Origin of the sequence: Yoonia sp. SS1-5 (assembly GCF_038443705.2) — a bacterium.
GTDB lineage: Bacteria > Pseudomonadota > Alphaproteobacteria > Rhodobacterales > Rhodobacteraceae > Yoonia > Yoonia rhodophyticola.
In genome coordinates this window covers 3,513,647-3,538,156 of the sequence record NZ_CP151767.2, presented here as the reverse complement: position 1 = coordinate 3,538,156, position 24,510 = coordinate 3,513,647, and the positions used below count along the sequence as shown (strand labels likewise).

The following is a 24,510-nucleotide window of genomic DNA, read 5'->3' as shown; positions in this document are numbered from 1 at the left end:
TCCCAGTCACGTCCGTCTTTGCCATCTCGTCCGCAATAGTATGGGTTCGAAGTTCTGAGCCACCACCTAGCGCTGCAACCGTGGAACGACAATCAGTTTTGAAGATCAATCAACCCGGCTGGAACAAAATCCGGTCGCACGAAATCAGCCGCAGGTGCGGTTGCGACCGGTGTCAGCCATTTGAACTCGAACACATGCTCATGCGCGTCCGAAACCGATGACACAACCAGACACTGATAAAGGTGTCGCGGGCCGTCATAGATATCAACATGCCCGCGCAATTTGTCGGACGCGTCCAGATCCAGTGCAAAGCCACTATCCCAGAACCGTCTGATCCGGTAAGTTTCCGACCCATCATGAACAGACAGGCGGTCCTTGCGCTTCAACGACGCCTTGCGGGCGTCTTCCAGACCCTGACGGATCGCTTCTGGTAAAAATGCATACATCGTTACTGTCCCCTCCAGACATATGCCAAGAATGGACCTGCAAAGGTAAATATCAAGTGACATAATCCGCCGCACTGCGGCACAAGGCACAAGAGCCTTATATGTCTGGCTTCACACGCGGTCGCAGCACATGTGGTTTGGCCGCATCATACAGCGCGCTGTCCGGAAACCCATGCGAATCGTTCAATGCGGGACCAACCAGGATCAGCGCCGTGCGGGTAATCTTGGCGGCACGCACCTTTTCGCGCACATCCATCAATGTGCCACGAATGATCATCTGATCCGGCCAGCCGACGCGATAGATCACGGCGACCGGACAATCTTCGCCATAATAGGGCGCCAGCTGCCGCTCAATCTCGCGCAGGGCACGGATACCCAGATGAATGGCCAATGTCGCACCCGTCCGCGCAAAATTCGCCAGGGTCTCACCTTCGGGCATCCCGGTCGATTTCATCGACATGCGTGTGAGGACGATTGACTGCGCAACCTCCGGCACCGTCAATTCGGTTCCTAATGCGGCCGCAGCTGCTGCATAAGCAGGCACACCGGGGATAATCTGATACGCAATCCCGTCAGCCTTCAGCCGCCGGATTTGTTCGGCAATCGCGCCATATAGCGATGGATCACCCGAATGCACCCGGGCAACATCCTGCCCCTTTGTATGGGCCGCAACAATCACACGATGGGTGTCATCAAGGGTCATGGGTGCGGTATCCATGACCAACGCATCATCCGGGGCGCAGGCCACAACAGCCTCGGGCACCAGAGATCCAGCATAAAGACAGACCGGACATTCGCCAATCACCCGGGCCGCTTTCAGCGTCAGCAATTCCGGATCACCCGGGCCCGCACCAATAAAGTAAACCGTCATCTCAACTCTCCATGCGGGAAGGCAGGGTGGGGCGCCTTTCGCGCCAGCGAAACAGCGTCACCCGGCCAGATCCCCATCAATCTTGCGGGCATAGCCACGCGGCGTAAACATCCGCGGCCCCTCACCCAATTGCGCCAAACGTGAATGCGATGACCCGACCAACACAACAGTCAGCATATCCACCTCATCCACCTCTAGCGCATCCAACCGGCGATAGCGGATTTCCTCCTCCGGGCGACCCAAGGACGAGGCCAGCATCACAGGCGTATCGGCGGGACGATGCGCCAACAATATATCGCGCGCCTCCGCCAACAAGGTCCGCCGCCGTTTTGACACCGGGTTATAAAAAGCGATCACAAAGTCTCCTTCAGCCGCCGCTTTCAACCGCTTGACGATATCCTCGCGCGGGGTCAGCAAATCCGACAAGGAAATGGCACAGAAATCGTGGCCCAAAGGCGCACCCGCACGGGCCGCCGCCCCTTGCAACGCACTCACCCCCGGCGAACAAATCACCTCAACCCGGCGCGCAGCATCCGATACGCCCATCTGGTCCGGGCCACGATCCAGCAATTCAAACACCAGCGCCCCCATCGCATAAATCCCCGCATCACCGGAACAGACCAAGGCAACATTCTTGCCCTTGCCCGCCTGCTCCAACGCATAGCGGCACCGATCCTCCTCACCACCCAAGGGAAAATCCGACCGGTCCTTGCCCACAGCCAAAGGCCCCAGCAAGTCGATATAAAGGCCATAGCCCACCAGCTCGTCGGCCTCCGCCACCAGCTTTGACACCTCGGGCGTTCGCCAGGCCGCCTGGCCCGGTCCGATGCCCACGACTGACAATCGACCACGGGCGCGGCCGCGCATCGTCACAACAGGCTCCGGCGCGCGGGCAATGGCGCAGGTCGCCTCACCCGTCTTGACCTTCTCAACGGTCAAAACAGCGTCCGCACCGGCGCACGCAAGTGCCGCACCTTCGGCCACGCCATGGCAGCCCACTTCGGCAAACACCACATCAGACGGGTTGGCCAATCGCCCGGCTTCAGCCTCCAGCTCTGCCGCGGAAAACACGCGGAACGGCACCCCCAGGCGATCCGCCACAGCCAGGATCGCAGGTTCATCCGCTTTCAGATCAAGCGATGCGACACAGGCCACGGCACCGGGGGCAATATCCGCCTCTTTCAGGATGGCTTGAACATGGGTCCACATCGCCTCCGGGTCGGCATTGCGGGCGCAGCCCAGCCCCAACACAAAGCACTGCGGATGATAGACAAGACGTGCCGCGGACCCCGCCAAAGGCGTCTCCGCCACGCAAATCTCCAGATCATCACCCACAGGCAAATCCTGCGCAAAGAACGGCTCACCCGACAAGGCAACGCCACCACCCGACAACAACGCCGCCATTGCCGATTTGGCATCCCCAGGGTTCTGCAAGCGATAGCCCGCAGGCGGGGCATCAAGAGCCACCCCCATGGCCACATCGCCCGCAGTCGTCACGGCAGACACAGAGCCCAGAGCCTCAGCGACCTGCGCGGCCAAGCGGTTTGCCCCACGATGGCCACCCAGCAATGGCACGACCACACCCCCATCATCGGACACTGAAATCACCGGCGGCTCAGTCGTCTTGTCGGCCAAGAGAGGGGCGACAGCCCGGATCAATATCCCCGAGGCACAGACCCCCACAATCGGCACACCCGCCGCAAACAAATCGCGCGCGTGATCCAGCGCGTTGGGAAAAAACGCGTCCGCCTGCGCCACTCGGCCCGCACGACCATGCACCTGTGCGCCCAACGCGTCGGCCACACGGTGCGCCACAGGCTCGCCTGACCGGGACAAGGCCAAAACAACAGGTTTCAAAGCCATGGATCAGCCCCTTTAGTCAGCAAAATCATCGAAAAATAGGGGGCCTTTTCGGGTGCATCCGCCAGTGGCAACACAACCTCGTCCGGCAATGTGGCGCGCTCCACATATACAGCCGACGCCGTCAGCCCCAACCCATCAATCACAGCACGAATTTTCGGCAAATGCCGCCCCACCTTCATGATCACAACGCTTTCAGCGCCTTCGATCCGGGCACGCAGCTCTTCCTCGGGCAAGGGTCCGGGCAACACGGTCAACCGTTCATTGCGGGCCGCCAACGGCATTCCCGCGCGGGCCGCACAGGCGGTGACCGATGTCACACCCGGCACCACCTCCACCCGGTAGCGATCTGACAAACGGGCGAATAAATACATAAATGAGCCGTAGAAAAACGGATCACCCTCACACAGACACACCACATCATCACCCGCATCCAGAGCGTCCGAAATAGAGGCAGCACCTTGATCATAAGCCACCTGCGCAGGCGCACGCTCCACCGACATCGGGACATCCATGACGATCTCGCGCGCATTGTCGGCAATCAACTCCGCTGCAATAGATCGGGCAAAACTGTCAGCGCCCGCCAATGTCGGATAGGCGACCACCGCTGCGCGCTCAATCAGTCGGGCCGCACGCAAAGTGATCAAATCCGGCGCACCCGGGCCTAAGCCTACGCCATAAAGCGTGCCACGGGATGGCGGGAGGGGCGATGGCGCCAACCGAGCGTCTCCAGTCATCGCTTTACCAAACTCCACTGGGTCACAGGCATCAGCGGACGCCAGCCTGTCAAGCGACCCACAGGTTCGGCGCGATGCACCGACAGCTTGACCAAATCACCGCCATAAGCCTTATGCAAAGCGATCAGCTCTGCCTCACTTTCCAACGTCACAGCGTTGGCCACCATCCGGCCTAACGGACGCAACGTATCCCACGCCGCTTCAAACGTCTGACGGCTCAAGCCCCCCCCGATGAAAATCGCATCAGGTGCCGCCAATCCCTCCAAAGCATCCGGCACCTCGCCATCCACCAGCTCCAGCTTCGGTGCGCCCAGCGCCAACGCATTTGCCGCCGCCATTGCACGCCGGTCCGCACGCGGTTCAATCCCCACAGCACGGGCGTAGCGGGCCGCGCGCATCCACTCAATCGCGACCGACCCACAGCCACAGCCGATATCCCACAAAAGCGCGCCCCGCATCGGCATCAGCTTGGCCACCGTGGCCGCACGCACCTCTTGCTTGGTCATCGTGCCATCAGATTGAAACAGATCATCCGCCAATCCCGGCACACGGGGCAGCAGGGCCGCATTCGGGGCGGCAATACAATCCACAGCCAAGGTGTTGAACGCGGGAACCACATGATCCCAACTATCGGCCACCCCGTCGAAACGCGCCTCATCTTTGCCACCCATCGCAGCAAGGACTGTCATCCTTGATTGGCCAAAGCCGCGTTCGGTCAGAAATCGCGCAATCTGCGCCGGTGTTTCGGCGCCTGTGGTCAGCACCAGCAGGCGCGCATCCGGTTGAATGAATGCGATCATCTGCTCAACCGGGCGGCCATGCACTGTCAATGTTTCCACATCCGGCAGGGACCAGCCCATCCGGGCCGCCGCAAGCTGAAAGGCCGATAATTGTGGATGATAGGTGATCTGGGAGGGGTCAATCGCGCGGCCGATCCTGGCGCCGACGGAAAACCACAATGGATCGCCCGTGGCCAGAACAACAACACGACGGCCATGCAGGCCCTTGATCGTCTCGATCAATGCATCAAAAGGGTGCGGCCAGGCCAGACGCTCGGCGGTCAGATTGTCTGCCAGCACATGATGCCGGTCACCGCCAATGATAATCTCGGCGGCCTCAATCACGGCGCGCGTGGCTGGCACCAGACCATCCATGCCGTCTTCGCCGATGCCCACAATATGCAACCAGGGATCAGACATCTTCCGGCAACCCCGCAGCCAATGCATTCACCGCAGCCGAGGCCATGGCCGACCCGCCTCTGCGCCCGCGAAGGGCAACAAACGCGCAACCGCGCGGGTCGCGGGCCAGTTCGGCCTTGCTTTCCGCCGCACCGATGAAACCCACCGGAAAGCCCAGGATGACCGCTGGTTTCGGCCATCCCCCGTCGATCAATTCGAGCAAATGAAACAAGGCTGTCGGCGCATTGCCGACGGCAACGACAGCGCCTTCTATCCGGTCGCGCCAGAGCTCTACCGCTGCTGCCGACCGTGTATTGCCTATCTCTTTGGCCCGGTCCGGAACGGATGGATCATTCAAGGTCACAATCACATCATTCGCGGCCGGCAAATACCTGCGAATAATCCCCGCACCCACCATTTCGCAATCACACAGCACGGGCGCACCTGCCGCCAGGGCCGCCTGACCAGCGGTGACAGCATCGGGCGAAAACACCAACCGATCCGCGACCTCGATCATGCCACAGGAGTGGATCAGCCGCGTGATCAAAGGCTGCAGTGCGGGTGCAAACCGGTCCAGCCGCGCCTCTGCCCGCACGGTCGCAAAACTGGCCGCGTAGATTGCGGCGGGGTCGGTTTCATAGGGGCGCATTTGCAGGCCTGTGGTCTGTGCGGATAGCGTCGACGCCTCCGGCGGGAGTATTTTTGGCAAGATGATCGTCAGGTTTTGACAGGTCTGCGGGCGCTTTCGGGCCCGTGCGGGTGTTTGGCATGAGGGTAGACCGCATGATGGTGGTGGTGATGATGATCATGATCGTGGTCATGATGATGGTGGTGGTGATCATGCTGCGCCTCCAGCCTGCAAAGCCCGGTGCAGAACGTATCACATAACGTGCAATCAGCGACGTTTGAGCCCGGCGCATTGGCCCCCTGCCCTTCGACATGATGATGATGGCTTTCCTGCACGGCACCTACTTCGCCCTCAAATCCCAACACCTGGGTGCGGTATTTGCACAAAACGCAAGTGGGCGGCGGCACCGCCCCAAAGGCAGGATGGGCGCGGTCTGCGACGCTGATATGGTGGTGACCGCCATCTTCCAACGCCAGCACCTGCGCACGGTACCCGCAAATCCCGCAATTGGGGGGCGGGGTGTCGCTGTCTTGCTCGAGGATGCGCTCAGCGAATGTCTCTAGTACTTTCGGATGATCACCCAGATAACCGGCTTTCACAAAATCAATGTCGGGGTATTCGGCTGCCACCTGATCGGTAAAGCCATAAATCCGGTCAATCAGAATGCCGGAGAACAGAAAATACGGGAAGACAATAACACGCTTGTAGCCCAGCCGCGTCACATGCTGCAGGCAAGGTTCAACCAGCGGGAAGGTCACACCGGAATAGCCAACCTCGCACCAGCCAAAGCCCATGCCCTCTTGGATAAGACGGGCAACCTTGGACACATTGCCATTGGCGTCCGGGTCGGATGCGCCACGGCCAATAACCACCAGACAGGTCTCCTCCAGAGGGAGGTCACCCAGATCCGCATTGGCCCGGTCCACAGCCTCTTGCACGCGGCCCGCAGCGGCGGCGATCATCTTGGGATCCACACCCAGCTCTCGGCCATAGCTGACCTGCATCCCGTGTTTTGCGGCATAGGTGTTCAGGACGGTGGGAATATCATTCTTGGCATGCATGGCGGCAAACAACATGCCAGGCACCGCCAGAATGCGCTCACATCGCGCCGCGCGCAACTTGTCCAAGCCATCACGGATCACCGGGTTGGCAAATTCAAGATAGCCATAATCCGTCAGCCAATCGTCAGGCAGATAGGCGGGCAGCTTTTCCGCCAGGACGGCAAATTCATCCACCGCCGACTGGCTGCGCGAGCCATGGCCGCAGATCATGACACCGGTTTTCATGCGGCTTCCTCTTCAGGTGCGTCGTCAGCTGTGTCTTCTTTCGCCTTTTTGCCCTTGAGCGCGCCCCAGATGGCGGCAAGACCCGCCAGGCCAATCGCGGCGCCCGCGACCCAATGGTCGTGCCCGGCCACATCTGCCCAATGGCCGGGATGTGCCACAGCAGCAGAGCCTGCAAAAACCAGCATCAGAGACAGCAAAATACGCATCGGGTCCTCCGTTTCATGTCACGACCAGAGGCCCGGATGATCCGGGATTTGACGACGTGGTGTTTGGTCCCCGTTTTGGGTCAACCGCCGCACCTCCAACCGTTCTGGCCACATCGGGCTTCGTCTGGGTCAACGTATAAGGCGAGGCAGGGGCCGGGGCAAACGGATAAACGACCTATCACGACGAAGGGACGGCAAAGGCCCCCAAACCGGGCAAGCATGCCCGGCGGTTCTGAAAGTCGCCAAAACTGCAAGGTGACAGCCAGTGGATTAGGGTCCGGACCCTAGCGAGACCGCCCCAACAGTGCGGCCATGCTGTAGCGCTGGTCATTGGTAAGGACAAAGGGAATGCCGGCTACGGCCAAACCAAACAAGTCGCCGTTTCGGGCCTCTTTCTCGAGGCCCAGGTAATTGCCTGGCGACATGCAACGCTCTGTTCCGCGGGTCCCTGTGATGATGTCAACCGACGGGGTGCCGTAATCAAAACAGATCAACGGATAAGGGGCGGGCGCCCGTGGTGGGGTGATACGCCATTTGCCGACAACCACGCGCGGGTTGCCTGGATACCAAAGATAGCTGGCCCCGTTGGGCGCAATATAAACAATCTGCGTCCCATGCTGCTGTGAAAACGACAGTGATGTGCGCCCAACGGTCATGGCACGGAATTCAGCAACGGTTGGCGCAGGCCTTCTGGCCTGCGCAAGTTTCTCGGCGGACATGTATGGGTTTGTCGCATCGCAAGTCAGGCTGACAATGATCGACGGCTGAAAGCGATCCTCGAACCGAACCGGTGGTATGGCGGTCCGGGCATCGCGCGGATGACCGGCCGACCATCGGGTCATGCCGGTGTTTAAGGCGACCGGTCCGGATCGGCAGAATGTATGTCGGGCAATCGCTTGCCCAATCCGCAATCCGGTTGCCAGATCCACAGCGGTTTCCCGGCTGATCGCCTCCCGCAGCGCGCGATAGTCACCGTCGGCAATCTGAACATCCGCAGACTTGCCAGACCACTCGCGCGGAATACGCATTTCCAGTTGCAGGGTCTGTACAGTGCCACTTTGTGTAAACGGGCGAAGACTTGCCAGGATACGATCACCATTTGATGGGGACCGCACCCCAACATCCCGGGGTCCCATTTCACGAAGAGCCTGCAATTCTTCGGGCGATCGTTGCGACGCGCAGCCAAGCGTCACCAATATACATAGCAGCAACGCAGCAAAACGTTTCATTTTCTATCCCGTCATCAAACGTATTCGGTCTGCGGATGACCGCTCCCTTAAACCAATGGCAGCGAAAGGGTCCAGGCGCGTTTAAACCGGCCTCCCAAAATTCTGACGGCGACACCCCCCGTTTGTGCAGGTGCGTGCCGGCCACGAATGCATGCCCGGCCCCACCCTATGTGCAATGACGCACGGTCCCTGCGCCTCGGTCCGTATTGGTTCACTCACGCAATTGCGCTACCTCCTTCTTTAGCAATAGGAGCATCGCAATGGGCCAACTGGTTGACGGCGTCTGGCATGACGTTTGGTATGATACGAAATCCACTGGCGGGGCGTTCAAACGCTCCAACGCGAAATTTCGCAACTGGATCACAGCGGATGGCAGCCCGGGACCGTCCGGCGGTGGCGGGTTCAAGGCCGAAAGCGGGCGCTACCATCTTTACGTCTCTTACGCGTGCCCGTGGGCCCACCGGACACTGGTGTTTCGCGCGATCAAGGGACTGACCGCACATATCGGCGTCTCGGCCGTGCACCCCGATATGTTGTCCGAAGGCTGGACATTCGAAACTGATGATCAGGGTGCGACGGGCGATCAGCTTTTTGGGCTGCCCTATGCGCGCGACATCTACATCAAGGCTGATCCGCAGATCTCTGGCCGGGTCACTGTCCCGATCCTGTGGGATACGCAGAAAAACACCATCGTGTCGAATGAATCGTCAGAGATCATCCGGATGTTCAACAGCGCCTTCAACGATCTGACCGGCAACACCGATGACTACTGGCCCGAAGCGATGCGGGACGACATCGAAGAGGTGAACGCCCGCATCTATGACACGCTGAATAACGGGGTCTACAAATCGGGCTTTGCCACAACGCAAGACGCCTATGAGGCGGCTGTATACCCGCTGTTTGACACACTTGACTGGCTGGAAGATCGGCTAAGCCAGAACCGCTATCTGATGGGCGACCAGATCACCGAGGCGGATTGGCGGCTGTGGACCACGCTGATCCGGTTTGACATGGTCTATCACCAGCATTTCAAATGCAACCGCAAGCGGATCATGGACTACCCCAACATCATGGGCTTCACCCGCGAGCTATATCAGTGGCCCGGTGTGGCCGAGACGGTGAACATGGATCACATCGTGCGGCACTATCACTACAGCCATGAAAGCATCAATCCGAACCGGATTGTTCCGATCAATCCTCAGATCAATTGGGAAGCGCCACACGGTCGGGGCTAGGGCGTCCGTAATAATCGACGATCGCCGCCAGATCCTTTGGCGGCGTGCTTGTCTCGATAAAGGCGCGCGCGTTTGAACTGTGATGAAAGATCGACCCGTCCGAAAAGAAGGTTGTATCCGTCACAAAGACAACATTGGCATCGGGCTGCCGAAACTCGGCGAGGTCGGCCACGGTCAGCGCGCTGCCTTCGCTGAGGAAGAGATCAAGGACGATCACATCGAAATCTTGCAATTCGATCTGATTGATGGCGTCAAAGCCGGAATGCACATGAATAACGTCCGCATCCAAACGCTCCAGGTGCCGTTTCCACAGCTGCCCGAGAGTAACATTGCTTTGGACGATCAGGACTTTCATGGTTCCCCCACTTGCTCGCACTAGTTTAACCCAAAGTGAACAACTTGTAAAAAATTTGTTATACAACCACTCGGCTCAAATCCCTAACGAAGCGTTAACGACGAACGGGAACTGCCCGAAAAGACATGTGTGATCACGAAAGCTTGTGAAAGCGGCAATAATCCGCTTGATATGCGGCGATGAAAAACGGGCAGAATCAATGAAAACATGGATCACGATATGCGACACCTGCAAGCGCGAGGGCTGGGAAACCGGTGATATGGCGCAGACAGATGGCGAATCCCTGGCCGTTTTGGTCGAAGCCGCCGCAACAGGTCTGGAACATGTCAAAACCCGCCGTGTCTCATGCCTGATGGGATGCAAGGGGGCATGCAACGTGTCTATTCAGGCCAATGGCAAACTGAATTACACCTTGGGCGCATTTGAACCCAATGCAGAGGCAGCGTCAGGGATCGTCGCCTATGCGATGGCCCATTCGGAAAGCGAAACCGGCCAGGTCCCCTATCGCGAATGGCCGCAGGCCATCAAAGGTCACTTTGTGACCCGTCACCCCCCGCTACCTGCTGACGAATGAGGATGGACCGGGATCATGGCGGTGATCTGGATGCAGCCATCACCCGTTATGGCGGAACCCGGGCGGATTGGCTTGATCTGTCGACCGGGATCAACCCCGTCCCATATCCCCTGCCCCATCTTGCAACAGAAGCCTGGACCGCCCTGCCTGACAAGGCTGCCTTCGCCCGCCTTTACGATCTCGCCCGGGCATTCTGGAATGTCCCGGCAGACGCCGCAATCATCGGCGCGGCGGGCGCTTCTGCCCTGATTGCGGCACTGCCACAGGTTGCGGGCCCGGGGCAGGTTAACATTCCGGGCCCCACATATAACGAACACGGCGCCGCATTTCTGGCTGCGGGCTGGACATTGGCAGAAGATGCAAACGATGCCCTTGTGGCGGTCCATCCCAACAATCCTGACGGCTACCTGTGGGAGGCGTCCGCACTGACCGCCCCACTGACGATTATCGACGAAAGCTTTTGTGATGTAATGCCCGCACAGACAATGATCGCGCGCGCGGCAGAGCCCGGAACAGTCATCCTGAAAAGCTTTGGGAAATTCTGGGGGCTGGCTGGCTTGCGGCTGGGATTTGCAATCGGTGATCCCGCGATCATCAATCGGCTGGGTGATCTTTTGGGACCCTGGCAGATTTCTGGTCCGGCGCTGTCAATCGGGGCCAATGCCTTGTCAGATCCCCATTGGGCCGATGATACCCGCAAACGGTTGGCCGCCGATGCAGACCGGCTGGATGCACTGCTACAGCGCGCGGGTGCAAAGGTGCTGGGCGGGACATCGCTGTTCCAGCTTTATCAGGTCAAGGATGCGCAAGCCTCGCAACGGCACCTTGCCGCAGGCAAGGTTTGGTCGCGGGTCTTCCCCTATGCGCCGGAATGGATCCGTCTGGGCCTTCCCGCACCAGATCGCTGGGCGCAGTTAGAGGCGGCGCTATGATCCTAGTGTTCGGCATGATCCTTGACGCGATCTTTGGCGAGCCGAAATGGCTGTGGGACCGCGTCCCACATCCGGCGGTTCTGACCGGGCGCCTGATTAACTGGTGTGATCGCAGTTTCAACAAGGGTGACCAACAGCGCCTGATGGGGACCATGACAATTGTCGAGATCTGCATTGCGGCAGCAATCGTCGGATGGGTGTTGGAACAATTGCCCGGCGGCGTGGTTGACGTGATTGTCCTTGGCATTCTGCTGGCCCACAAATCCCTTGTCACCCATATCACCCGGGTTGGCGATGCGCTGCGTCTGTCCCTTGGTGACGGTAAGCGTGCGGTGCAGATGGTGGTCGGTCGTGATACCAAAGACATGAGCCGCAGCCAGGTCGCCCGGGCCGCGATCGAAAGTGCGGCGGAAAATCTGTCCGACGGTGTGATTGCGCCGATTTTCTGGTTCTGGGTTGCGGGTTTGCCCGGGCTGCTGATCTACAAGGCCGTGAATACCGCGGATAGCATGATCGGCTACCGCACCGAACGTCACGCGGCATTTGGCTGGGCCTCTGCCCGTCTGGATGATCTGCTGAACCTGATCCCTGCCCGTCTGACAGCTGCGTTGATCTGGTTGGTGACAGGCCGCCCTGACCCGCGGCCGATCCTGCAAGAGGCCCCGCTGCATCGCTCACCCAATGCAGGATGGCCAGAGGCCGCGCTGGCCCACGGGCTGGATATCGCGCTGAGCGGGCCGCGCAGTTATGACGGCACCGTCAGAGACGAGCCTTTTGTCAACGCTGGCGGAGAACACGACCTGACCCCGGACCATGTGGATATGGCCGTTCGGGTTCTGTGGCATTGCTGGTGGGGCGTATTTGCCCTTGCCGCTTTGTGGGCTGTCGTCTTTTAGGGTCAGGACCCTAGAACGCAGCCAGCAAGGCGGGGGCGGGTTTGATCACACCTGTCACGATGCCGCGCCGGTTTGTCTGATCCGGCATCATCCGGGCCTTCGCCGCCGGATGCGCTGCGTCCAATACCCCCAGACGCACGAGGATCGCCGCAATCGCGCATTCACTTGCGCGCGTGGCCCCATCAGTAATCTTGACAGCCACGCCCAGGCGCAACGCCGGAATGATTGCGACAAAGACACCCTCTGCCCCCGTCTTGACGGCCACTTTGCCGCCCATGGCGCGCATCAGGTTAGTGCATGCCCGATTTTCGCCGGCAACAAGCTCGGGAAAGGTTGTCATTGCATCAACAAGCCGCTCCGCCGCCTGCGCCCTGACACCGCTGTGATCGTCGGCCGCCGCGAAAAAAGCCATCGCACGCGCAAGGCCATGCATCGTGCAGGCATGGTTCGGGGCAGAGCAGCCGTCACTCCCGAAGATCGGGCTGGTTTCGCCGGTGACCTCCTCGAACGCGGCTTTGCAGGCTTGCTGCACCGGGTGGTCAATCTGGTCATATTCGGGACCTGCGCGCAGATGTCTGCTGAACGCCAGAAAGCCGGCATGCTTGCCTGAACAATTGTTATGGACCTGGCAGATCGGCTGGTCCGCCTTGATCAGGGCACGCCTGATATCGGGATCACGGGGCATTTGCGGCCCGCAACGCAGATCATCATCCGTCAGCCCCATATCCCGCAGCCACGCACCGACCCCATCAACATGGATCGCCGCCGCATCATGCGAGGCGCAGGCCAGCGCAAGCTGCGCATCCGTCAGATCACGGCCCGCACCGCTTTCCAGCAGCGGCAGGGCCTGGACCATCTTGCACGATGAGCGCGGGTAGATCAGCGCCGCCGGATCCCCCCAGGCGGCGGTAATCTGGCCCTTTGCATCACAGATCACTGCATGCCCCTGATGCACCGATTCAATCAGATCGCCCCGCCAGACCTCGACCAAATCAACCGGATTTGCCATTTATTTCGCCTTTTTTAAGCCATCTCGGGTTTCATCTGCCGCAGTCGCCGTTTGGGGCTTTCCCAAAGGGGCGGTTTTTTGCTACCTCTATGGCTATCGAGTTGAAAGCGTTGCCGCTAGCCGAAAAGGTGCCATCAGATGCACCGACAGGTTGCGGGGACATCCAGAGGCAAGGACAGCTTGGAGGCTGTGAGATGAGTATGAAAATTTCGCGCGTGATCAGTGTCGCTTTGGCGATCATGTGTGCGGGCGCCAGTGTCGCCCAGGAAAGTGAAAATCGTGTTGCCGCCAACACGGATTGGAGCGTCTTTGTTGAAAACGACCCAACGGAATGCTGGGCCGTTTCGGCACCCAAGGAAAGTGTGAACACACGCGACGGTGAGGTTGTGACCGTGCGCCGGGGCGATATTCGCCTGATCGTGTTCTACCGTCCGGGCGAGGGCGTCACAGGTCAGGTCATGTTTGCAGGCGGATATCCCTTTGCCAGCGGATCCACTGTTGAGATGAAAGTTGGTGACACGACCTTCCAGATGTTCACCGAAGGCGAAACAGCATGGCCAGCAACACCCGAGGATGATGCAAAATTCGTGGCCGCGATGAAACGCGGCTCAGACGCTGTTGTCACCGGCCGGTCCGGGCGCGGGACCCAGACCCAGGACCGTTTCAGCCTGCTTGGCTTTACTGCCGCCGTGGATGAGGCAGGCAAACGCTGCGCGAGCTAGATTACCGGCGACGCACCGACCTGGCATAGATGTTTAGGCCGCTTTCTTGTGAAAGCGGCCTATGTCTTTTATATGCAGCATCTGATCCTTCACAAAGAGCATATCCAATGGACGCCAAGGCCCCAATCACACAAGACGTCTTGACCATCCCCCGCAAGGCAACCGACGGGCCGCTAAACCTGATCGGGATGTCACGCGACCAGATGCGTGATGCGTTGATTGCAATCGGCACCCCCGAAAAGCAGGCCAAGATGCGCACCGGCCAGATTTGGCAATGGATATATCACTGGGGCGTGCGCGACTTCGATCAGATGACCAACCTGTCCAAGGATTATCGCGCCTTGCTGGCTGAGACATTCACGCTCGACATTCCCCAGGTGGTGACCCGTCAGATATCCGATGACGGCACGCGCAAATACCTGTGCCGGATTGCAGGCGGCCACGAGGTTGAGGTGGTCTATATCCCCGAAACCGACCGGGGGACGCTGTGTATCTCTTCGCAGGTCGGCTGTACGCTGACATGCTCGTTTTGTCATACAGGCACCCAAAAGCTGGTCCGCAACCTGACAGCGGCCGAGATTATCGGGCAGGTTATGCTGGCGCGCGATGACCTTGACGAATGGCCGGAACCCGGCGCCCGGCGCAACGAAACCCGGCTTTTGTCCAACATCGTTCTGATGGGCATGGGTGAGCCGCTTTATAATTTCGAGAACGTGCGCGACGCGATGAAAATCGCGATGGACCCGCACGGCATTCAGTTGTCGCGCAGGCGGATCACGCTGTCGACCTCCGGTGTTGTGCCTGAAATCGCGCGCACGGCGCAGGAAATCGGCTGCCAATTGGCGGTGTCCTTTCATGGGACAACCGATGACATCCGCGACAAACTGGTGCCAATCAACAAGCGCTGGAACATTGAAACGCTGCTGGACGCCTTGCGCGCCTATCCGAAAGTGTCGAATTCCGAGCGTATCACATTTGAATATGTGATGCTGGACGGGATCAATGACAGCGACGCCGATGCCCGCCGTCTGGTCAAGCTGATCGACGGGATCCCGGCCAAGATCAATCTTATCCCGTTCAATGAATGGCCCGGCGCCCCCTACAAACGCTCGTCCAACAACCGGATCAGAGCCTTTGCCGAGATTGTCTATCAGGCCGGATATGCCTCGCCAATCCGCACACCACGGGGCGAAGACATCATGGCAGCCTGCGGCCAACTGAAATCCGCGACAGAGCGTGCGCGCAAATCCCGTGCCCAGATCGCAAAAGAGACCGGACTTTAATTAAATCTTCATGGCCACCGTTTTTGATGGGGGCCATGAAACAGATTACGCTTGGCTTGCCCCCCGAACTTGTTGATGCGCTCGACCACTTATGTGGCCGCAATGAAGACGCGATTGGTGACGTGCTGCGCGCGGCCTTGCGAAAGGATCTGCGCAACCGGGCCAAGGCACGGGCGGATCGCCTTGGGGTGCAATTGGCACCGCTACGCGAAGACGTATCGCGCGATCTGGCAGATGCCGCCGATTGGGATGACCTTAAGGCGCGGTTGTGGGCAAAGGGGTATTCCCTCGCCCGGCGCGGTGGTGGTCTCAGCATCTATGACAGATCAGGTAACCACCTGTGCAACGGCGCCGATTTGGGCCATAGCTACGCCCGGCTGATGCGTCGTTTTGGCCAACCCATCGCACCGCGCGGCGTCATGTCCGCCATGTCCATGACGGCGGTGCCATGCGCGACGGTGCCGACCGCACAACAGCGCCGGGCAATTGACCCGCATACCGGGCTGGGAACACGAACAATGTATCTGGCCGACAGCGATCAGGCCAGCAGGGCGCGCGCCTCTTGAGGTGACAGCGCGGCAGGACGTTCGCAGGTTGTTGTCAGTTCGACAAAGCGCTTTTCTTCGCCGGCTTTCAGAATGCTGGTCATGACGTCCACCGCATGCACGGCCAGATCCACGCCGCAGCGATGCGGCCGGCCTACATCAATGGCCGTCGCCATATCGGCAAGACCCGCACAGCGATAATTCGCGCGCCCTTCATCATCATTGGGAACGCCAAACGGATGATCCCATGCAGGCAGTGGTTGGATCGCCTGATCCTGCCCGCCGATCTCGACCACGCCGCCAAAGAAATTCGGGTCCGGCAGAAAAAGCGAGGCATCTTCGCCGTAAAGCTCCATATGCCCGTGCCGATTGGCCCACACATCCCAGCTTGCGCCAAGGGTGATCGTGGCACCATTCACGAATTCCAGCAGGGCATGAATATTCGTCGGCGTATTGACCGGCACCTTTTCACCCAGACGGTCGCCATTGCCGATCGTGCGTTCGGCAAAAGTTGTCGTCGTCAGCGCAGCGACAGATTTGACCGGCCCCACCAGTTGCAGAAGGTTGGTCACATAGTAAGGCCCGATGTCCAGAACCGGCCCGGCGCCCGGCTGGTAAAAGAAATCCGGGTTTGGGTGCCAGCCTTCCATACCGTGGCCCATCACATGGCAGGTGCCACCAATGATCCTTCCGACCTCACCTGCGTCAATTGCCGCCCGCGCCTGCTGATGCGCCCCACCCAGGAACGTATCCGGGGCCGATCCGACCCGTAGGTTGCGTGCGGCGGCCAATGCGCGCAGCTCCTCAGCCTCGGCCAAAGTCAAGACAAGCGGCTTTTCGGAATAGGCATGCTTGCACGCCTCGAGGATCTTGCGCGTCACCTCAAAATGCACCGCCGGGATCGTCAGGTTGACCACCACATCAATATCCGGCGCCCGCAGCAGGTCATCGACGGTATCGGCACGCAACCCGAATTCTGCGGCCTTCGCCTCGGCGGCTGCCATGTTGATATCAGCCACCGCTTTCACCGACAGTGATTGATACATCGGGGCCAGACGGCAATAGGCCGTCGAAATGTTACCGCATCCGATGATGCCAACGCCAAGTTGTGTCATATTCGTTCCTTAGAATTCTTTGATCGCGGCAAGACTACGGGTCGCAAACCGCGTGTGATTATTTGGGTTGTCGTGCTCGGCGACATAGTGATCGCAACCAGCAGCCTGCAATGCGGCGTGGATGGCCGCCCAATCCATCGTACCGTGACCCACATCGGCCCATCCGTCCTCGTCCAGACACTGCCCCGCGGGGGCGACATCCTTGACATGGGCGGCACTGATGCGGCCCTGATATTTGTTGATCCAGGTGACAGGGTCGTGCCCGGCCCGCACCACCCAACCAAGATCAAGTTCCAGCCTCAGGTCATCGGATCCTTGCATGATCAGATCCAGCGGATATTCGCCCCCCGGCAGCGCAACCAGTTCAAAATCGTGATTGTGCCACCCGAATGTGATGCCAGCGTCCTGCAATGGTTTGCCGATCTCGGCCAGCCTGGTCCCAAAGGCCGCCCATCCTGCCGCGTCGGCCGGACGCTCATCCGCGGCAAGATGCGGGCCAAACACCTTTTTGATCCCGAGGTTCTTGATCGTCGCCAGCATCCCCGCCGGATCGTCCGCAATCAGGTTTTGGCCGATATGGCTGCTTGTCATTGTCAGACCGGTCGCATCAAGCGCGGCCTTCAAGCCGTCCAGATCATCAAAAAGACCGTTATAACCTTCCACCTCGCGAAAGCCCGTATCGGCGAGCATTTTCAACGTTTCGGCAATGGGTGGAAAGTTGCGGGAGCAGTAAAGTTGATATGAGATATGCAGCATCGCGATGTCCTTGCGGCGTTAGGTGTAGGTCGCGCTGTGCAGATCGCGCAGCGTGAAACGGGGGGTGGCAGCTGGATCCATGGGCGTGAAGGCGATCTGCACCTCGGCACCCGGCAACATGGTCAGTACATTGCGGTCAAACCGCCCGGGTATATCGGCCTCAACGGCCACAAAATGCGCAAATCCGCCGGCCTTCAATGTCAGCTGATTGCCGTCTTGCTGCATGGATAGATTTGCGGGCGCGATGTCATAGGCCTTGTAGGGCAGCGGTGCAAAGCAGTCATGCCCGGCTTCGCGGCTATCGGTTGTCCAGGTAAAATAGAGCATTTCCTGCGCCCCGATCTCGTATTTCGGGATGCTGACGACATCCGTGGCATCGGCTGTGGCTGTGCATTTCACATTCGCCAACTCGCGCAGATGCCCCTGCATATTCACCGCAAAGGCCGTGACCGTCATGCCTTTCTGCACCGGCCCATCATTGACCGCCCGCAAGACATAGGCACTGCCGGTTGGTACGGCCGTTACCAGAACCGGCGCATAGAATGCCTGTGCCATATGATGCATCAGCTTCCAGTCGCCCTGATGGTTCAGTGACGCCCAGGAACAGACCGGCCAGGTATCATTCAACTGCCAGATCAGCGTTCCCATGCAGCGTGGCGCGATGCTGCGCCATTGGGTGACGGCAGTCTTGATCGCCAGCCCCTGCTGAATCTGGCTGAGATAGACGAAATCCTCAAATCTCTGCGGCCAGCGAAAATAGCGGAACATGGTTTCCGCAATCCGCGCATTCCCCCCGTCGTTTTTCTGATGGCTTTCAAGCGTGGGTGCGGCAATGTTCTGATCTTCGGGGGCTGCAAACCGGTCAATCTCGATCATCGACGGGTAGCTCTGAAATCCGAACTCGGAACAGAAACGCGGGCCGACATCCCGGTAGTGGTCAAAGTCACGCCCTTCGTGCCAGACCGACCAGAAATGCATGTCACCCGAACCGTCATCATGCCAGGCATCACCGAAATTCATTGGCCCCGGCGATGGGGATGAGGGCCACCAGACCGCCGCCGGATGGGTCTGTTTCAATGCGACCTCCAGCGCCCGGTTCAGCCGATCATAATTGACCAGATACCGGTCCCTGTCATTGATCGAACAATCGTACCAGCCCAGCGCCCCGATCAGTTCATTGTCGCCGCACCACACCGCAAGACAGGCATGATGGTGAATGCGCGACACGTTGTCAGCCACCTCTGCCCGGACATTTTCCAGAAATGCGTCGTCAGACGGGTAGAGGTTGCACGCAAACATGAAGTCCTGCCAGACAAGCAGACCCAGCGCATCGCAGGCCGCATAAAAGCTGTCAGGCTCGTACCGGCCACCGCCCCAGATGCGGACCATGTTCATATTTGCATCAACTGCGGACTGCAGCAGGGCCTTCGTCTTTTCGTCCGAAATCCGGCCGGGCAAGGCATCGGCGGGTATCCAGTTGGCCCCTTTGCAGAACACATCACGCCCGTTGATCCGGAATTTGAAGCCAAGGCCGATATCGTCGGCTTCATTCACCAGTTCCAGTTGCCGCAGGCCGATCTGTCGGGTCGCACGGACCGAACCGGCGGTCACCTGCAGATCATAGAGCGGTTGCGCGCCCTGCCCCGCCGGCCACCATAATTCGGGGTTCGTGATCCGCACCAAAAGCTCGCAGACACCATCAACCACCGGTCCCGAGACAGTTTGGCCGCCGATCTGTGCCGTCACATCGCCTGCGTAATTGGCCAGGTATGCGGTGATCCGCAGGTCGACCCGTCCATCCGCGTGATCCTGATCAATCATCAACCGGTCGATCCGGGCCGCTGCGGATGGGACAATTTCCATAGTTCCGTAAATCCCGAACGGCGCCAGCGCGATATTCCAGTCCCAGCCGAAATCGCAGGCTGGTTTGCGCAGCATATTCCCATTGGGGATTGGGCAGTTGGCGCTGTTCGGCAACGGAAACGGATGGGCCGCCTGCCGCGCGGCACCTGCAGCGACCACATTGTGAAACGTCACGCTGATTGTATTGCCCCCGACCTGCGCGGCACCGGCCAGAGGGACGCGGTAGGTTCGAAACGCGTTGTCAGATTCCAGAACAATTTTGTCGTTCACGCGCACCGTCACAACGGTATCAACCTCGGACAGGACAAGGTCGACATCTGTTTCGGTCAACTCTACCTCGCGGGTCGCTGTCCAGTCGCGTTCGCAAATCCACCGCAGATCATATTCGTTCTGGCCCCAATAGGGGTCAGGGATCAGCCCCGCATCGTGAAGTGCGCTGATCCCGTCTGTGGGCATCATCATGTCGCAAGAATAGGCGCCGCTGTCGTCCACAAGTTTCCATTGACCTGACAGGTCAATCATAGTCGGTCCTCGGTCGCTTTATCGAAAAGCGAGGCCCGTGATGGATCAATGCCCACCGGAATGCTGTCACCCGCCTTCACGACGGCCTGCCCATCCATGCGAATCCGGAAAATATGCTGCCCCAGTTTGGCATAGACCAGCGTGTCAGAGCCCATGGGCTCGACCAGATCAACATCGACGTTGAACTGCAGCGGCGCGTTGCGCACAAGTTCCCCGGTCACCACATGTTCGGGGCGGATACCAATAACGGCGGGTCGGTCGGCCGTTTGCGGCGTCATGAATTCATAACCCGTCATCGGCATGACCATGTCGTCGACCTTGAAACTGCCATCCTCCAGATGACCTTCGAGGAAGTTCATCGAAGGGCTGCCAATAAAGTCGGCCACATAAAGATTGCGCGGTTTGTTGTAGATTTCGTCGGGCGAGCCAAGCTGCATGATCGCGCCACCCTTCATGACAGCAATCCGGTCGGCCAATGTCATGGCCTCGACCTGGTCATGGGTCACGTAGATCATGGTGTTTTGCAACTGGTTGTGCAGCCGCTTGAGTTCGACCCGCAGATCAACCCGCAGCTTTGCATCAAGGTTCGAGAGCGGCTCATCGAACAGGAACACGTCCACATCCCGCACCAGCGCCCGGCCGATTGCAACGCGCTGACGTTGCCCACCGGAAAGCGCGCCCGGCTTGCGGTCGAGCAGCGGCCCGATCTGCAAAATCTCGGCCGCGCGCGCGACCCGCTTTTCGATCTCGGGCTTGGGCACCTTGGCATTCTTCAGCCCGAATGACAGGTTCCCCTTTACCGTCATCTGCGGATAAAGCGCATAGGATTGGAACACCATACCGATGCCCCGCTCGGACGGTTCGGCCCAGGTCACATTCTCGCCCTTGATGAAGATCTGCCCATCGGTGACCTCCAATAGGCCCGCAATGCAATTCAGCAAGGTCGACTTGCCGCACCCCGATGACCCCAGCAGCACAAGGAATTCACCCTCGTTGATATTCAGGTCCAGCCCCTGCAATACCTTGACGGCCCCGAATGCCAGATCGAGTTTCTTGATTTCGACGGAGTAGCTCATCCCTTAACGGCCCCTGCTGCGATGCCCCGGACAAACAGTTTTCCGGATGCGAAATAGATGACAAGTGGCACTAGGCCGGTGAGAAGTGTGGCCGCCATATTGACGTTGTATTCCTTGATGCCCTGCACCGAGTTCACGATGTTATTCAGCTGCACAGTCATCGGATAAGTTGCCGGTTTGGTGTAGATCACCCCAAACAGGAAGTCGTTCCAGATGCCTGTCACCTGCAGAATGATCGCCACAACAAAGATGGGCAGCGCCATGGGCAACATGATCTGAAAATAGATCTGCCAGAACCCGGCCCCATCAACCCGCGCGGCCTTGAACAGCTCTTCGGGGACAGACGCAAAGTAGTTTCGGAAGAGCAGCGTCAGGATCGGCATCCCAAAGACAGTATGAACCAGAACCAGCCCACCAAGGTCCCCCATCAGCCCGATTTCACGCAGCATGATCACAATGGGGTAAAGCATGGTCTGATACGGGATGAAGGCCCCGATAATCAGAATGGTAAAGAACACCTCGGACCCTTTGAACTTCCACAATGACAGCGCATAGCCATTGATCGACGCAATCGCGATGGACAGGATCACCGACGGGATCAGGATTTGAACGGAATTCCAGAAACCCTTGGACAATCCGGTGCAATCAAGCCCTGTGCAGGCCTCTGACCATGCCTTGACCCAGGGCTGGAATGTCACCTCTAGTGGCGGGCCAAACACATTGCCCAGCCGGATTTCGGGCATCCCCTTCAGTGACGTGACGATCATGACATAGAGCGGCAACAGGTAGTACATGCTGACGACAATCAACGTGCCGTAAAGAAAGATATTCGCCCGCGAGAAACGCCGCTTTGGCTTGGGTCCCGCGGGCCCATTTACAGTCATATCAGCCACGTTTCTTGCCTCCGAATTCAAGGTAGGCCCATGGGATCAGGATGATCACGACGGAGCAGAGCATCATGGTCGAGGCCGCAAAGCCCTGCCCGAGGTTTTGCGCACGGAACATATATTCAATCACGTATTTTGCAGGCACCTCCGAGCTAAGCCCCGGGCCGCCATTGGTTTGCGCGACCACCAGGTCGTACAATTTGATGATCCCTGAGGCGATCAGTACCAGCGAGGTAATGAAAACCGGGCGCATCATCGGAATGATCACAATGACATAGGTCTTGACGGTGCCGATCCCGTCGACCTTGGCCGCTTTCCAGATATCTTCGTCGATACCGCGCAGCCCCGCCAGCATGATGCACATGATCAATCCGGTCCCCTGCCACAGACCTGCAATCAGCAAGCCGAACATGACGATGTCGGGATTGTTGAGCGGATCAAAGGTAAAGCTTTCCCACCCCCAATCGCGCACCACGCTTTGAAAGCCGAATTGCGGGTTCAAGATCCACTGCCACGCAAGGCCGGTCACAACAAATGAAAGGGCGAAGGGATACAGAAAGATCGTGCGAAACGCGCTTTCAAACCGAATTTTCCGATCCAGACAGGCCGCCAGGCAAAACCCGATGGTCAGTGTCAGGATCATGGAACAGACCCCGTAAACCGCGAGGTTCTTGATGGAAATGATCCAGCGGTCGGTTTCCCACAACCGGGCATATTGATCAAAACCGACCCACTTCTCGCGGGGCAACATGCGCGAGCTTGTAAAGGAGTAGACGACTGTCCAGCTGGTGCCGCCGACAAAGACGACCAATGCCGTCAGGATCATCGGGATCGAGGCAATCTTGGCTGACAGGTTTTTGAACAACCTGTTAGGCCGCTTTGCGGTGCGCGCAGGGGGGTCCGAGGCCACGGTCATCGTGCCGGCTCCATCTAGAAAAATGTGTTGGATGGTTGGCCCGGCACGTGTCAACGCAATGCCGGGCCTGCTGTCAAAGCATAAGCTTAGTCAGCGCGGGAGATGATATCCGCATATTTTTCCTGCGCTTCCTCGGCCGACATATCCGACGACCAGAATTGCGCCATCAGGTCTTCGACCTGTTGCGATGTGTCAGCAGACTGGTTCATGTCACCCGATGGCAGAATGCCGCCGGATGCAAGGATCTCCAGACCCTTCTGCATGCAGTCATTGGCCGCCGACAGGTCGATGTCGCCACGCACAGGCAACGACCCTTTGGCGAGGTTGAAATCAACCTGAACTTCAGGGCTGAGAAGAAGTGCAGCCAGCTCTTTTTGTGCGGCTTCGACTTCTGGGTCGTCTTGCAGTGGGAAGTAGAAAGCATCACCGCCTGTATCAAGGATCTGGTTCACGCCCAGACCCGGCAGGCAGGAATAATCTTCGCCAGCGACAGATTCCGCGACAGAGAATTCGCCCTGTGCCCAGTCACCCATGATCTGTCCGCCAGCCTGGCCAGTGATCACAAGGTTGGTCGCCTGGTTCCAGTCCTGCACATTGCTGTTGGCCGCCATTTCGCGGGCATCAACAGCAGCCTGGAAGACTTTCGCGTAGTCAGGACCGGCGGCCACATCAACGTCCTGGTCGCGGTTCACGGCCAGCCATGCGTCGGGGCCTGCAATGGCCACCGCCATCACACCAAATGCACCGGATTGCTGCCAACCCTGCTGACCCATTGCCAGCGGAATGATGTCGGCCCCTTCAAGGGCGTCGCGGGCAGCGACAAACTCGTCCCAGTTGCTGGGTACATCGACACCGGCCTTTGCGAATGCGTCATGCGACAGCCACATCCACTGCCAAGAGTGAATGTTAACAGGCGCGCAATAGATGCGGCCATCCAGCGTGCAGGCGTCCAGTAGCGATGATGGGTTCACCAGGTCTTTCCAACCTTCGGCTTCGGCCACATCTGTCAGGTCAAGCAACAGGCCGGCTTCGATCAGCTCTTCAGCCTGGCGACCGTGGTTCAGCTGCGTGGCGCCCATAGGGTCACCGCCAAGAATACGGGAAATAATAATCGGGCGGGCTGTACCACCGGAACCGGCGATTGCGCCGTCAACCCATGTGTGGTCAGTCGCGTTAAATGCGTCAGCAAATTTGGCCACAGCAGCCGCTTCGCCCCCAGATGTCCACCAATGTGTCACCTCAAGTTCGACCGCAGAAGCGGCGGATGCACTGACCATAGCGGTCGCTGCCAACAGTTTTGTTGTGAGTCTCACGATTCTCTCCTCCCTGGTTCTAAATCGTTGTAGTAGAGCCTATAACGATTTAGATTGACCTCGCAAGACT

General features: G+C 59.0%; 25 protein-coding genes. 7 read left to right on the top strand and 18 right to left on the bottom strand.

The features are described 5' to 3' along the window. Positions 1-92 precede the first annotated feature (92 nt). From AABB31_RS18845 to AABB31_RS18805, 9 genes are all read right to left on the bottom strand, one after another. Complete coding sequence (locus AABB31_RS18845) at positions 93-446, bottom strand: hypothetical protein (protein WP_342076685.1); 354 nt, start codon at positions 444-446, stop codon at positions 93-95. Positions 447-543: 97 nt separating this feature from the next. Beyond that, positions 544-1,317: a precorrin-4 C(11)-methyltransferase gene (cobM, locus tag AABB31_RS18840; RefSeq protein ID WP_342076686.1), complete on the bottom strand. Its 774-nt coding sequence runs from the start codon at positions 1,315-1,317 to the stop codon at positions 544-546. Between the two features lie 57 nt (positions 1,318-1,374). After that, positions 1,375-3,180 carry a precorrin-3B C(17)-methyltransferase gene (gene cobJ / locus AABB31_RS18835; protein WP_342076687.1) on the bottom strand — a complete coding sequence of 602 codons (1,806 nt, stop codon included), beginning with the start codon at positions 3,178-3,180 and terminating at the stop codon, positions 1,375-1,377. Beyond that, positions 3,171-3,914 carry a precorrin-2 C(20)-methyltransferase gene (gene cobI / locus AABB31_RS18830; protein WP_342076688.1) on the bottom strand — a complete coding sequence of 248 codons (744 nt, stop codon included), beginning with the start codon at positions 3,912-3,914 and terminating at the stop codon, positions 3,171-3,173. Before cobI ends, cobJ begins: the two co-directional genes overlap by 10 nt. Continuing rightward, complete coding sequence (gene cbiE / locus AABB31_RS18825) at positions 3,911-5,113, bottom strand: precorrin-6y C5,15-methyltransferase (decarboxylating) subunit CbiE (protein ID WP_373635148.1); 1,203 nt, start codon at positions 5,111-5,113, stop codon at positions 3,911-3,913. The genes cobI and cbiE overlap by 4 nt, the downstream gene beginning before the upstream one ends. Next, a complete protein-coding gene (locus AABB31_RS18820; RefSeq protein ID WP_342078938.1) occupies positions 5,106-5,741 on the bottom strand; it encodes a precorrin-8X methylmutase in 636 nt (211 codons plus the stop codon). The genes cbiE and AABB31_RS18820 overlap by 8 nt, the downstream gene beginning before the upstream one ends. A gap of 68 nt (positions 5,742-5,809) precedes the next feature. Further along, a complete protein-coding gene (locus AABB31_RS18815; RefSeq protein WP_342076689.1) occupies positions 5,810-7,006 on the bottom strand; it encodes a sirohydrochlorin chelatase in 1,197 nt (398 codons plus the stop codon). Further along, positions 7,003-7,212 (bottom strand): DUF6732 family protein, encoded by a 210-nt coding sequence (locus AABB31_RS18810; protein WP_342076690.1) that lies wholly within the window; start codon positions 7,210-7,212, stop codon positions 7,003-7,005. The genes AABB31_RS18815 and AABB31_RS18810 overlap by 4 nt, the downstream gene beginning before the upstream one ends. Before the next feature lie 284 nt (positions 7,213-7,496). Beyond that, the gene (locus AABB31_RS18805; RefSeq protein WP_373635147.1) at positions 7,497-8,441 is read right to left on the bottom strand and encodes a hypothetical protein; all 945 of its coding nucleotides are present in this window, start codon (positions 8,439-8,441) and stop codon (positions 7,497-7,499) included. A gap of 260 nt (positions 8,442-8,701) precedes the next feature. Between AABB31_RS18805 and AABB31_RS18800 the strand changes: the two genes are divergently transcribed. Continuing rightward, on the top strand, positions 8,702-9,676 hold the full coding sequence (locus tag AABB31_RS18800) for a glutathione S-transferase family protein (RefSeq protein ID WP_342076692.1): 975 nt from the start codon (positions 8,702-8,704) through the stop codon (positions 9,674-9,676). Here the strand turns inward: AABB31_RS18800 and AABB31_RS18795 are convergent. Further along, a complete protein-coding gene (locus AABB31_RS18795; protein ID WP_342076693.1) occupies positions 9,645-10,031 on the bottom strand; it encodes a response regulator in 387 nt (128 codons plus the stop codon). The genes AABB31_RS18800 and AABB31_RS18795 overlap by 32 nt on opposite strands. Before the next feature lie 199 nt (positions 10,032-10,230). On the opposite strand from AABB31_RS18795, the gene AABB31_RS18790 reads away from it, so the two are divergent. The 3 genes from AABB31_RS18790 to cbiB are packed head-to-tail and all read left to right on the top strand — an operon-like array spanning position 10,231 to position 12,433. Further along, complete coding sequence (locus AABB31_RS18790; protein ID WP_342076694.1) at positions 10,231-10,605, top strand: DUF1636 domain-containing protein; 375 nt, start codon at positions 10,231-10,233, stop codon at positions 10,603-10,605. Continuing rightward, positions 10,602-11,537 (top strand): aminotransferase class I/II-fold pyridoxal phosphate-dependent enzyme, encoded by a 936-nt coding sequence (locus tag AABB31_RS18785; protein WP_342076695.1) that lies wholly within the window; start codon positions 10,602-10,604, stop codon positions 11,535-11,537. The genes AABB31_RS18790 and AABB31_RS18785 overlap by 4 nt, the downstream gene beginning before the upstream one ends. Continuing rightward, positions 11,534-12,433: an adenosylcobinamide-phosphate synthase CbiB gene (gene cbiB / locus AABB31_RS18780; protein WP_373635146.1), complete on the top strand. Its 900-nt coding sequence runs from the start codon at positions 11,534-11,536 to the stop codon at positions 12,431-12,433. Before AABB31_RS18785 ends, cbiB begins: the two co-directional genes overlap by 4 nt. A gap of 10 nt (positions 12,434-12,443) precedes the next feature. Here the strand turns inward: cbiB and AABB31_RS18775 are convergent, their stop codons facing one another. Further along, positions 12,444-13,442: an asparaginase gene (locus tag AABB31_RS18775; protein ID WP_373635145.1), complete on the bottom strand. Its 999-nt coding sequence runs from the start codon at positions 13,440-13,442 to the stop codon at positions 12,444-12,446. A gap of 194 nt (positions 13,443-13,636) precedes the next feature. Here AABB31_RS18775 and AABB31_RS18770 point away from each other — a divergent pair, with 194 nt between their 5' ends. The 3 genes from AABB31_RS18770 to AABB31_RS18760 all read left to right on the top strand — a co-directional run bounded on the left by AABB31_RS18770 (position 13,637) and on the right by AABB31_RS18760 (position 16,013). Beyond that, on the top strand, positions 13,637-14,164 hold the full coding sequence (locus tag AABB31_RS18770) for an invasion associated locus B family protein (RefSeq protein ID WP_342076696.1): 528 nt from the start codon (positions 13,637-13,639) through the stop codon (positions 14,162-14,164). Between the two features lie 107 nt (positions 14,165-14,271). Then, positions 14,272-15,447: a 23S rRNA (adenine(2503)-C(2))-methyltransferase RlmN gene (gene rlmN, locus AABB31_RS18765; RefSeq protein ID WP_342076697.1), complete on the top strand. Its 1,176-nt coding sequence runs from the start codon at positions 14,272-14,274 to the stop codon at positions 15,445-15,447. Between the two features lie 35 nt (positions 15,448-15,482). Next, on the top strand, positions 15,483-16,013 hold the full coding sequence (locus tag AABB31_RS18760; protein ID WP_342076698.1) for a hypothetical protein: 531 nt from the start codon (positions 15,483-15,485) through the stop codon (positions 16,011-16,013). Here the strand turns inward: AABB31_RS18760 and AABB31_RS18755 are convergent. The 7 genes from AABB31_RS18755 to AABB31_RS18725 form a co-directional block, all read right to left on the bottom strand. After that, positions 15,986-17,107: a Gfo/Idh/MocA family oxidoreductase gene (locus AABB31_RS18755; RefSeq protein WP_342076699.1), complete on the bottom strand. Its 1,122-nt coding sequence runs from the start codon at positions 17,105-17,107 to the stop codon at positions 15,986-15,988. The genes AABB31_RS18760 and AABB31_RS18755 overlap by 28 nt on opposite strands. 9 nt (positions 17,108-17,116) lie before the next feature. Further along, positions 17,117-17,863: a sugar phosphate isomerase/epimerase gene (locus tag AABB31_RS18750; protein ID WP_342076700.1), complete on the bottom strand. Its 747-nt coding sequence runs from the start codon at positions 17,861-17,863 to the stop codon at positions 17,117-17,119. 18 nt (positions 17,864-17,881) lie between these two features. Beyond that, complete coding sequence (locus tag AABB31_RS18745; protein ID WP_342076701.1) at positions 17,882-20,248, bottom strand: glycoside hydrolase family 2 protein; 2,367 nt, start codon at positions 20,246-20,248, stop codon at positions 17,882-17,884. After that, the gene (locus tag AABB31_RS18740) at positions 20,245-21,324 is read right to left on the bottom strand and encodes an ABC transporter ATP-binding protein (protein WP_342076702.1); all 1,080 of its coding nucleotides are present in this window, start codon (positions 21,322-21,324) and stop codon (positions 20,245-20,247) included. Before AABB31_RS18740 ends, AABB31_RS18745 begins: the two co-directional genes overlap by 4 nt. Further along, the gene (locus AABB31_RS18735; protein WP_342078939.1) at positions 21,321-22,208 is read right to left on the bottom strand and encodes a carbohydrate ABC transporter permease; all 888 of its coding nucleotides are present in this window, start codon (positions 22,206-22,208) and stop codon (positions 21,321-21,323) included. The genes AABB31_RS18740 and AABB31_RS18735 overlap by 4 nt, the downstream gene beginning before the upstream one ends. Before the next feature lies 1 nt (position 22,209). After that, entirely contained in the window at positions 22,210-23,127 is a 918-nt protein-coding gene (locus tag AABB31_RS18730; RefSeq protein ID WP_373635144.1) for a carbohydrate ABC transporter permease, read from the bottom strand. A gap of 86 nt (positions 23,128-23,213) precedes the next feature. Beyond that, positions 23,214-24,440: an ABC transporter substrate-binding protein gene (locus AABB31_RS18725; RefSeq protein ID WP_342076703.1), complete on the bottom strand. Its 1,227-nt coding sequence runs from the start codon at positions 24,438-24,440 to the stop codon at positions 23,214-23,216. Positions 24,441-24,510: the final 70 nt, after the last annotated feature.

What these genes read in the sequence shown, in the direction of transcription:
- AABB31_RS18845 (WP_342076685.1), bottom strand. Translation starts at nt 446, where the DNA reads ATGTATGCATTTTTACCAGAAGCGATCCGTCAGGGTCTGGAAGACGCC.
- cobM (WP_342076686.1), bottom strand. Translation starts at nt 1,317, where the DNA reads ATGACGGTTTACTTTATTGGTGCGGGCCCGGGTGATCCGGAATTGCTG.
- cobJ (WP_342076687.1), bottom strand. Translation starts at nt 3,180, where the DNA reads ATGGCTTTGAAACCTGTTGTTTTGGCCTTGTCCCGGTCAGGCGAGCCT.
- cobI (WP_342076688.1), bottom strand. Translation starts at nt 3,914, where the DNA reads ATGACTGGAGACGCTCGGTTGGCGCCATCGCCCCTCCCGCCATCCCGT.
- cbiE (WP_373635148.1), bottom strand. Translation starts at nt 5,113, where the DNA reads ATGTCTGATCCCTGGTTGCATATTGTGGGCATCGGCGAAGACGGCATG.
- AABB31_RS18820 (WP_342078938.1), bottom strand. Translation starts at nt 5,741, where the DNA reads ATGCGCCCCTATGAAACCGACCCCGCCGCAATCTACGCGGCCAGTTTT.
- AABB31_RS18815 (WP_342076689.1), bottom strand. Translation starts at nt 7,006, where the DNA reads ATGAAAACCGGTGTCATGATCTGCGGCCATGGCTCGCGCAGCCAGTCG.
- AABB31_RS18810 (WP_342076690.1), bottom strand. Translation starts at nt 7,212, where the DNA reads ATGCGTATTTTGCTGTCTCTGATGCTGGTTTTTGCAGGCTCTGCTGCT.
- AABB31_RS18805 (WP_373635147.1), bottom strand. Translation starts at nt 8,441, where the DNA reads ATGAAACGTTTTGCTGCGTTGCTGCTATGTATATTGGTGACGCTTGGC.
- AABB31_RS18800 (WP_342076692.1), top strand. Translation starts at nt 8,702, where the DNA reads ATGGGCCAACTGGTTGACGGCGTCTGGCATGACGTTTGGTATGATACG.
- AABB31_RS18795 (WP_342076693.1), bottom strand. Translation starts at nt 10,031, where the DNA reads ATGAAAGTCCTGATCGTCCAAAGCAATGTTACTCTCGGGCAGCTGTGG.
- AABB31_RS18790 (WP_342076694.1), top strand. Translation starts at nt 10,231, where the DNA reads ATGAAAACATGGATCACGATATGCGACACCTGCAAGCGCGAGGGCTGG.
- AABB31_RS18785 (WP_342076695.1), top strand. Translation starts at nt 10,602, where the DNA reads ATGAGGATGGACCGGGATCATGGCGGTGATCTGGATGCAGCCATCACC.
- cbiB (WP_373635146.1), top strand. Translation starts at nt 11,534, where the DNA reads ATGATCCTAGTGTTCGGCATGATCCTTGACGCGATCTTTGGCGAGCCG.
- AABB31_RS18775 (WP_373635145.1), bottom strand. Translation starts at nt 13,442, where the DNA reads ATGGCAAATCCGGTTGATTTGGTCGAGGTCTGGCGGGGCGATCTGATT.
- AABB31_RS18770 (WP_342076696.1), top strand. Translation starts at nt 13,637, where the DNA reads ATGAGTATGAAAATTTCGCGCGTGATCAGTGTCGCTTTGGCGATCATG.
- rlmN (WP_342076697.1), top strand. Translation starts at nt 14,272, where the DNA reads ATGGACGCCAAGGCCCCAATCACACAAGACGTCTTGACCATCCCCCGC.
- AABB31_RS18760 (WP_342076698.1), top strand. Translation starts at nt 15,483, where the DNA reads ATGAAACAGATTACGCTTGGCTTGCCCCCCGAACTTGTTGATGCGCTC.
- AABB31_RS18755 (WP_342076699.1), bottom strand. Translation starts at nt 17,107, where the DNA reads ATGACACAACTTGGCGTTGGCATCATCGGATGCGGTAACATTTCGACG.
- AABB31_RS18750 (WP_342076700.1), bottom strand. Translation starts at nt 17,863, where the DNA reads ATGCTGCATATCTCATATCAACTTTACTGCTCCCGCAACTTTCCACCC.
- AABB31_RS18745 (WP_342076701.1), bottom strand. Translation starts at nt 20,248, where the DNA reads ATGATTGACCTGTCAGGTCAATGGAAACTTGTGGACGACAGCGGCGCC.
- AABB31_RS18740 (WP_342076702.1), bottom strand. Translation starts at nt 21,324, where the DNA reads ATGAGCTACTCCGTCGAAATCAAGAAACTCGATCTGGCATTCGGGGCC.
- AABB31_RS18735 (WP_342078939.1), bottom strand. Translation starts at nt 22,208, where the DNA reads ATGACTGTAAATGGGCCCGCGGGACCCAAGCCAAAGCGGCGTTTCTCG.
- AABB31_RS18730 (WP_373635144.1), bottom strand. Translation starts at nt 23,127, where the DNA reads ATGACCGTGGCCTCGGACCCCCCTGCGCGCACCGCAAAGCGGCCTAAC.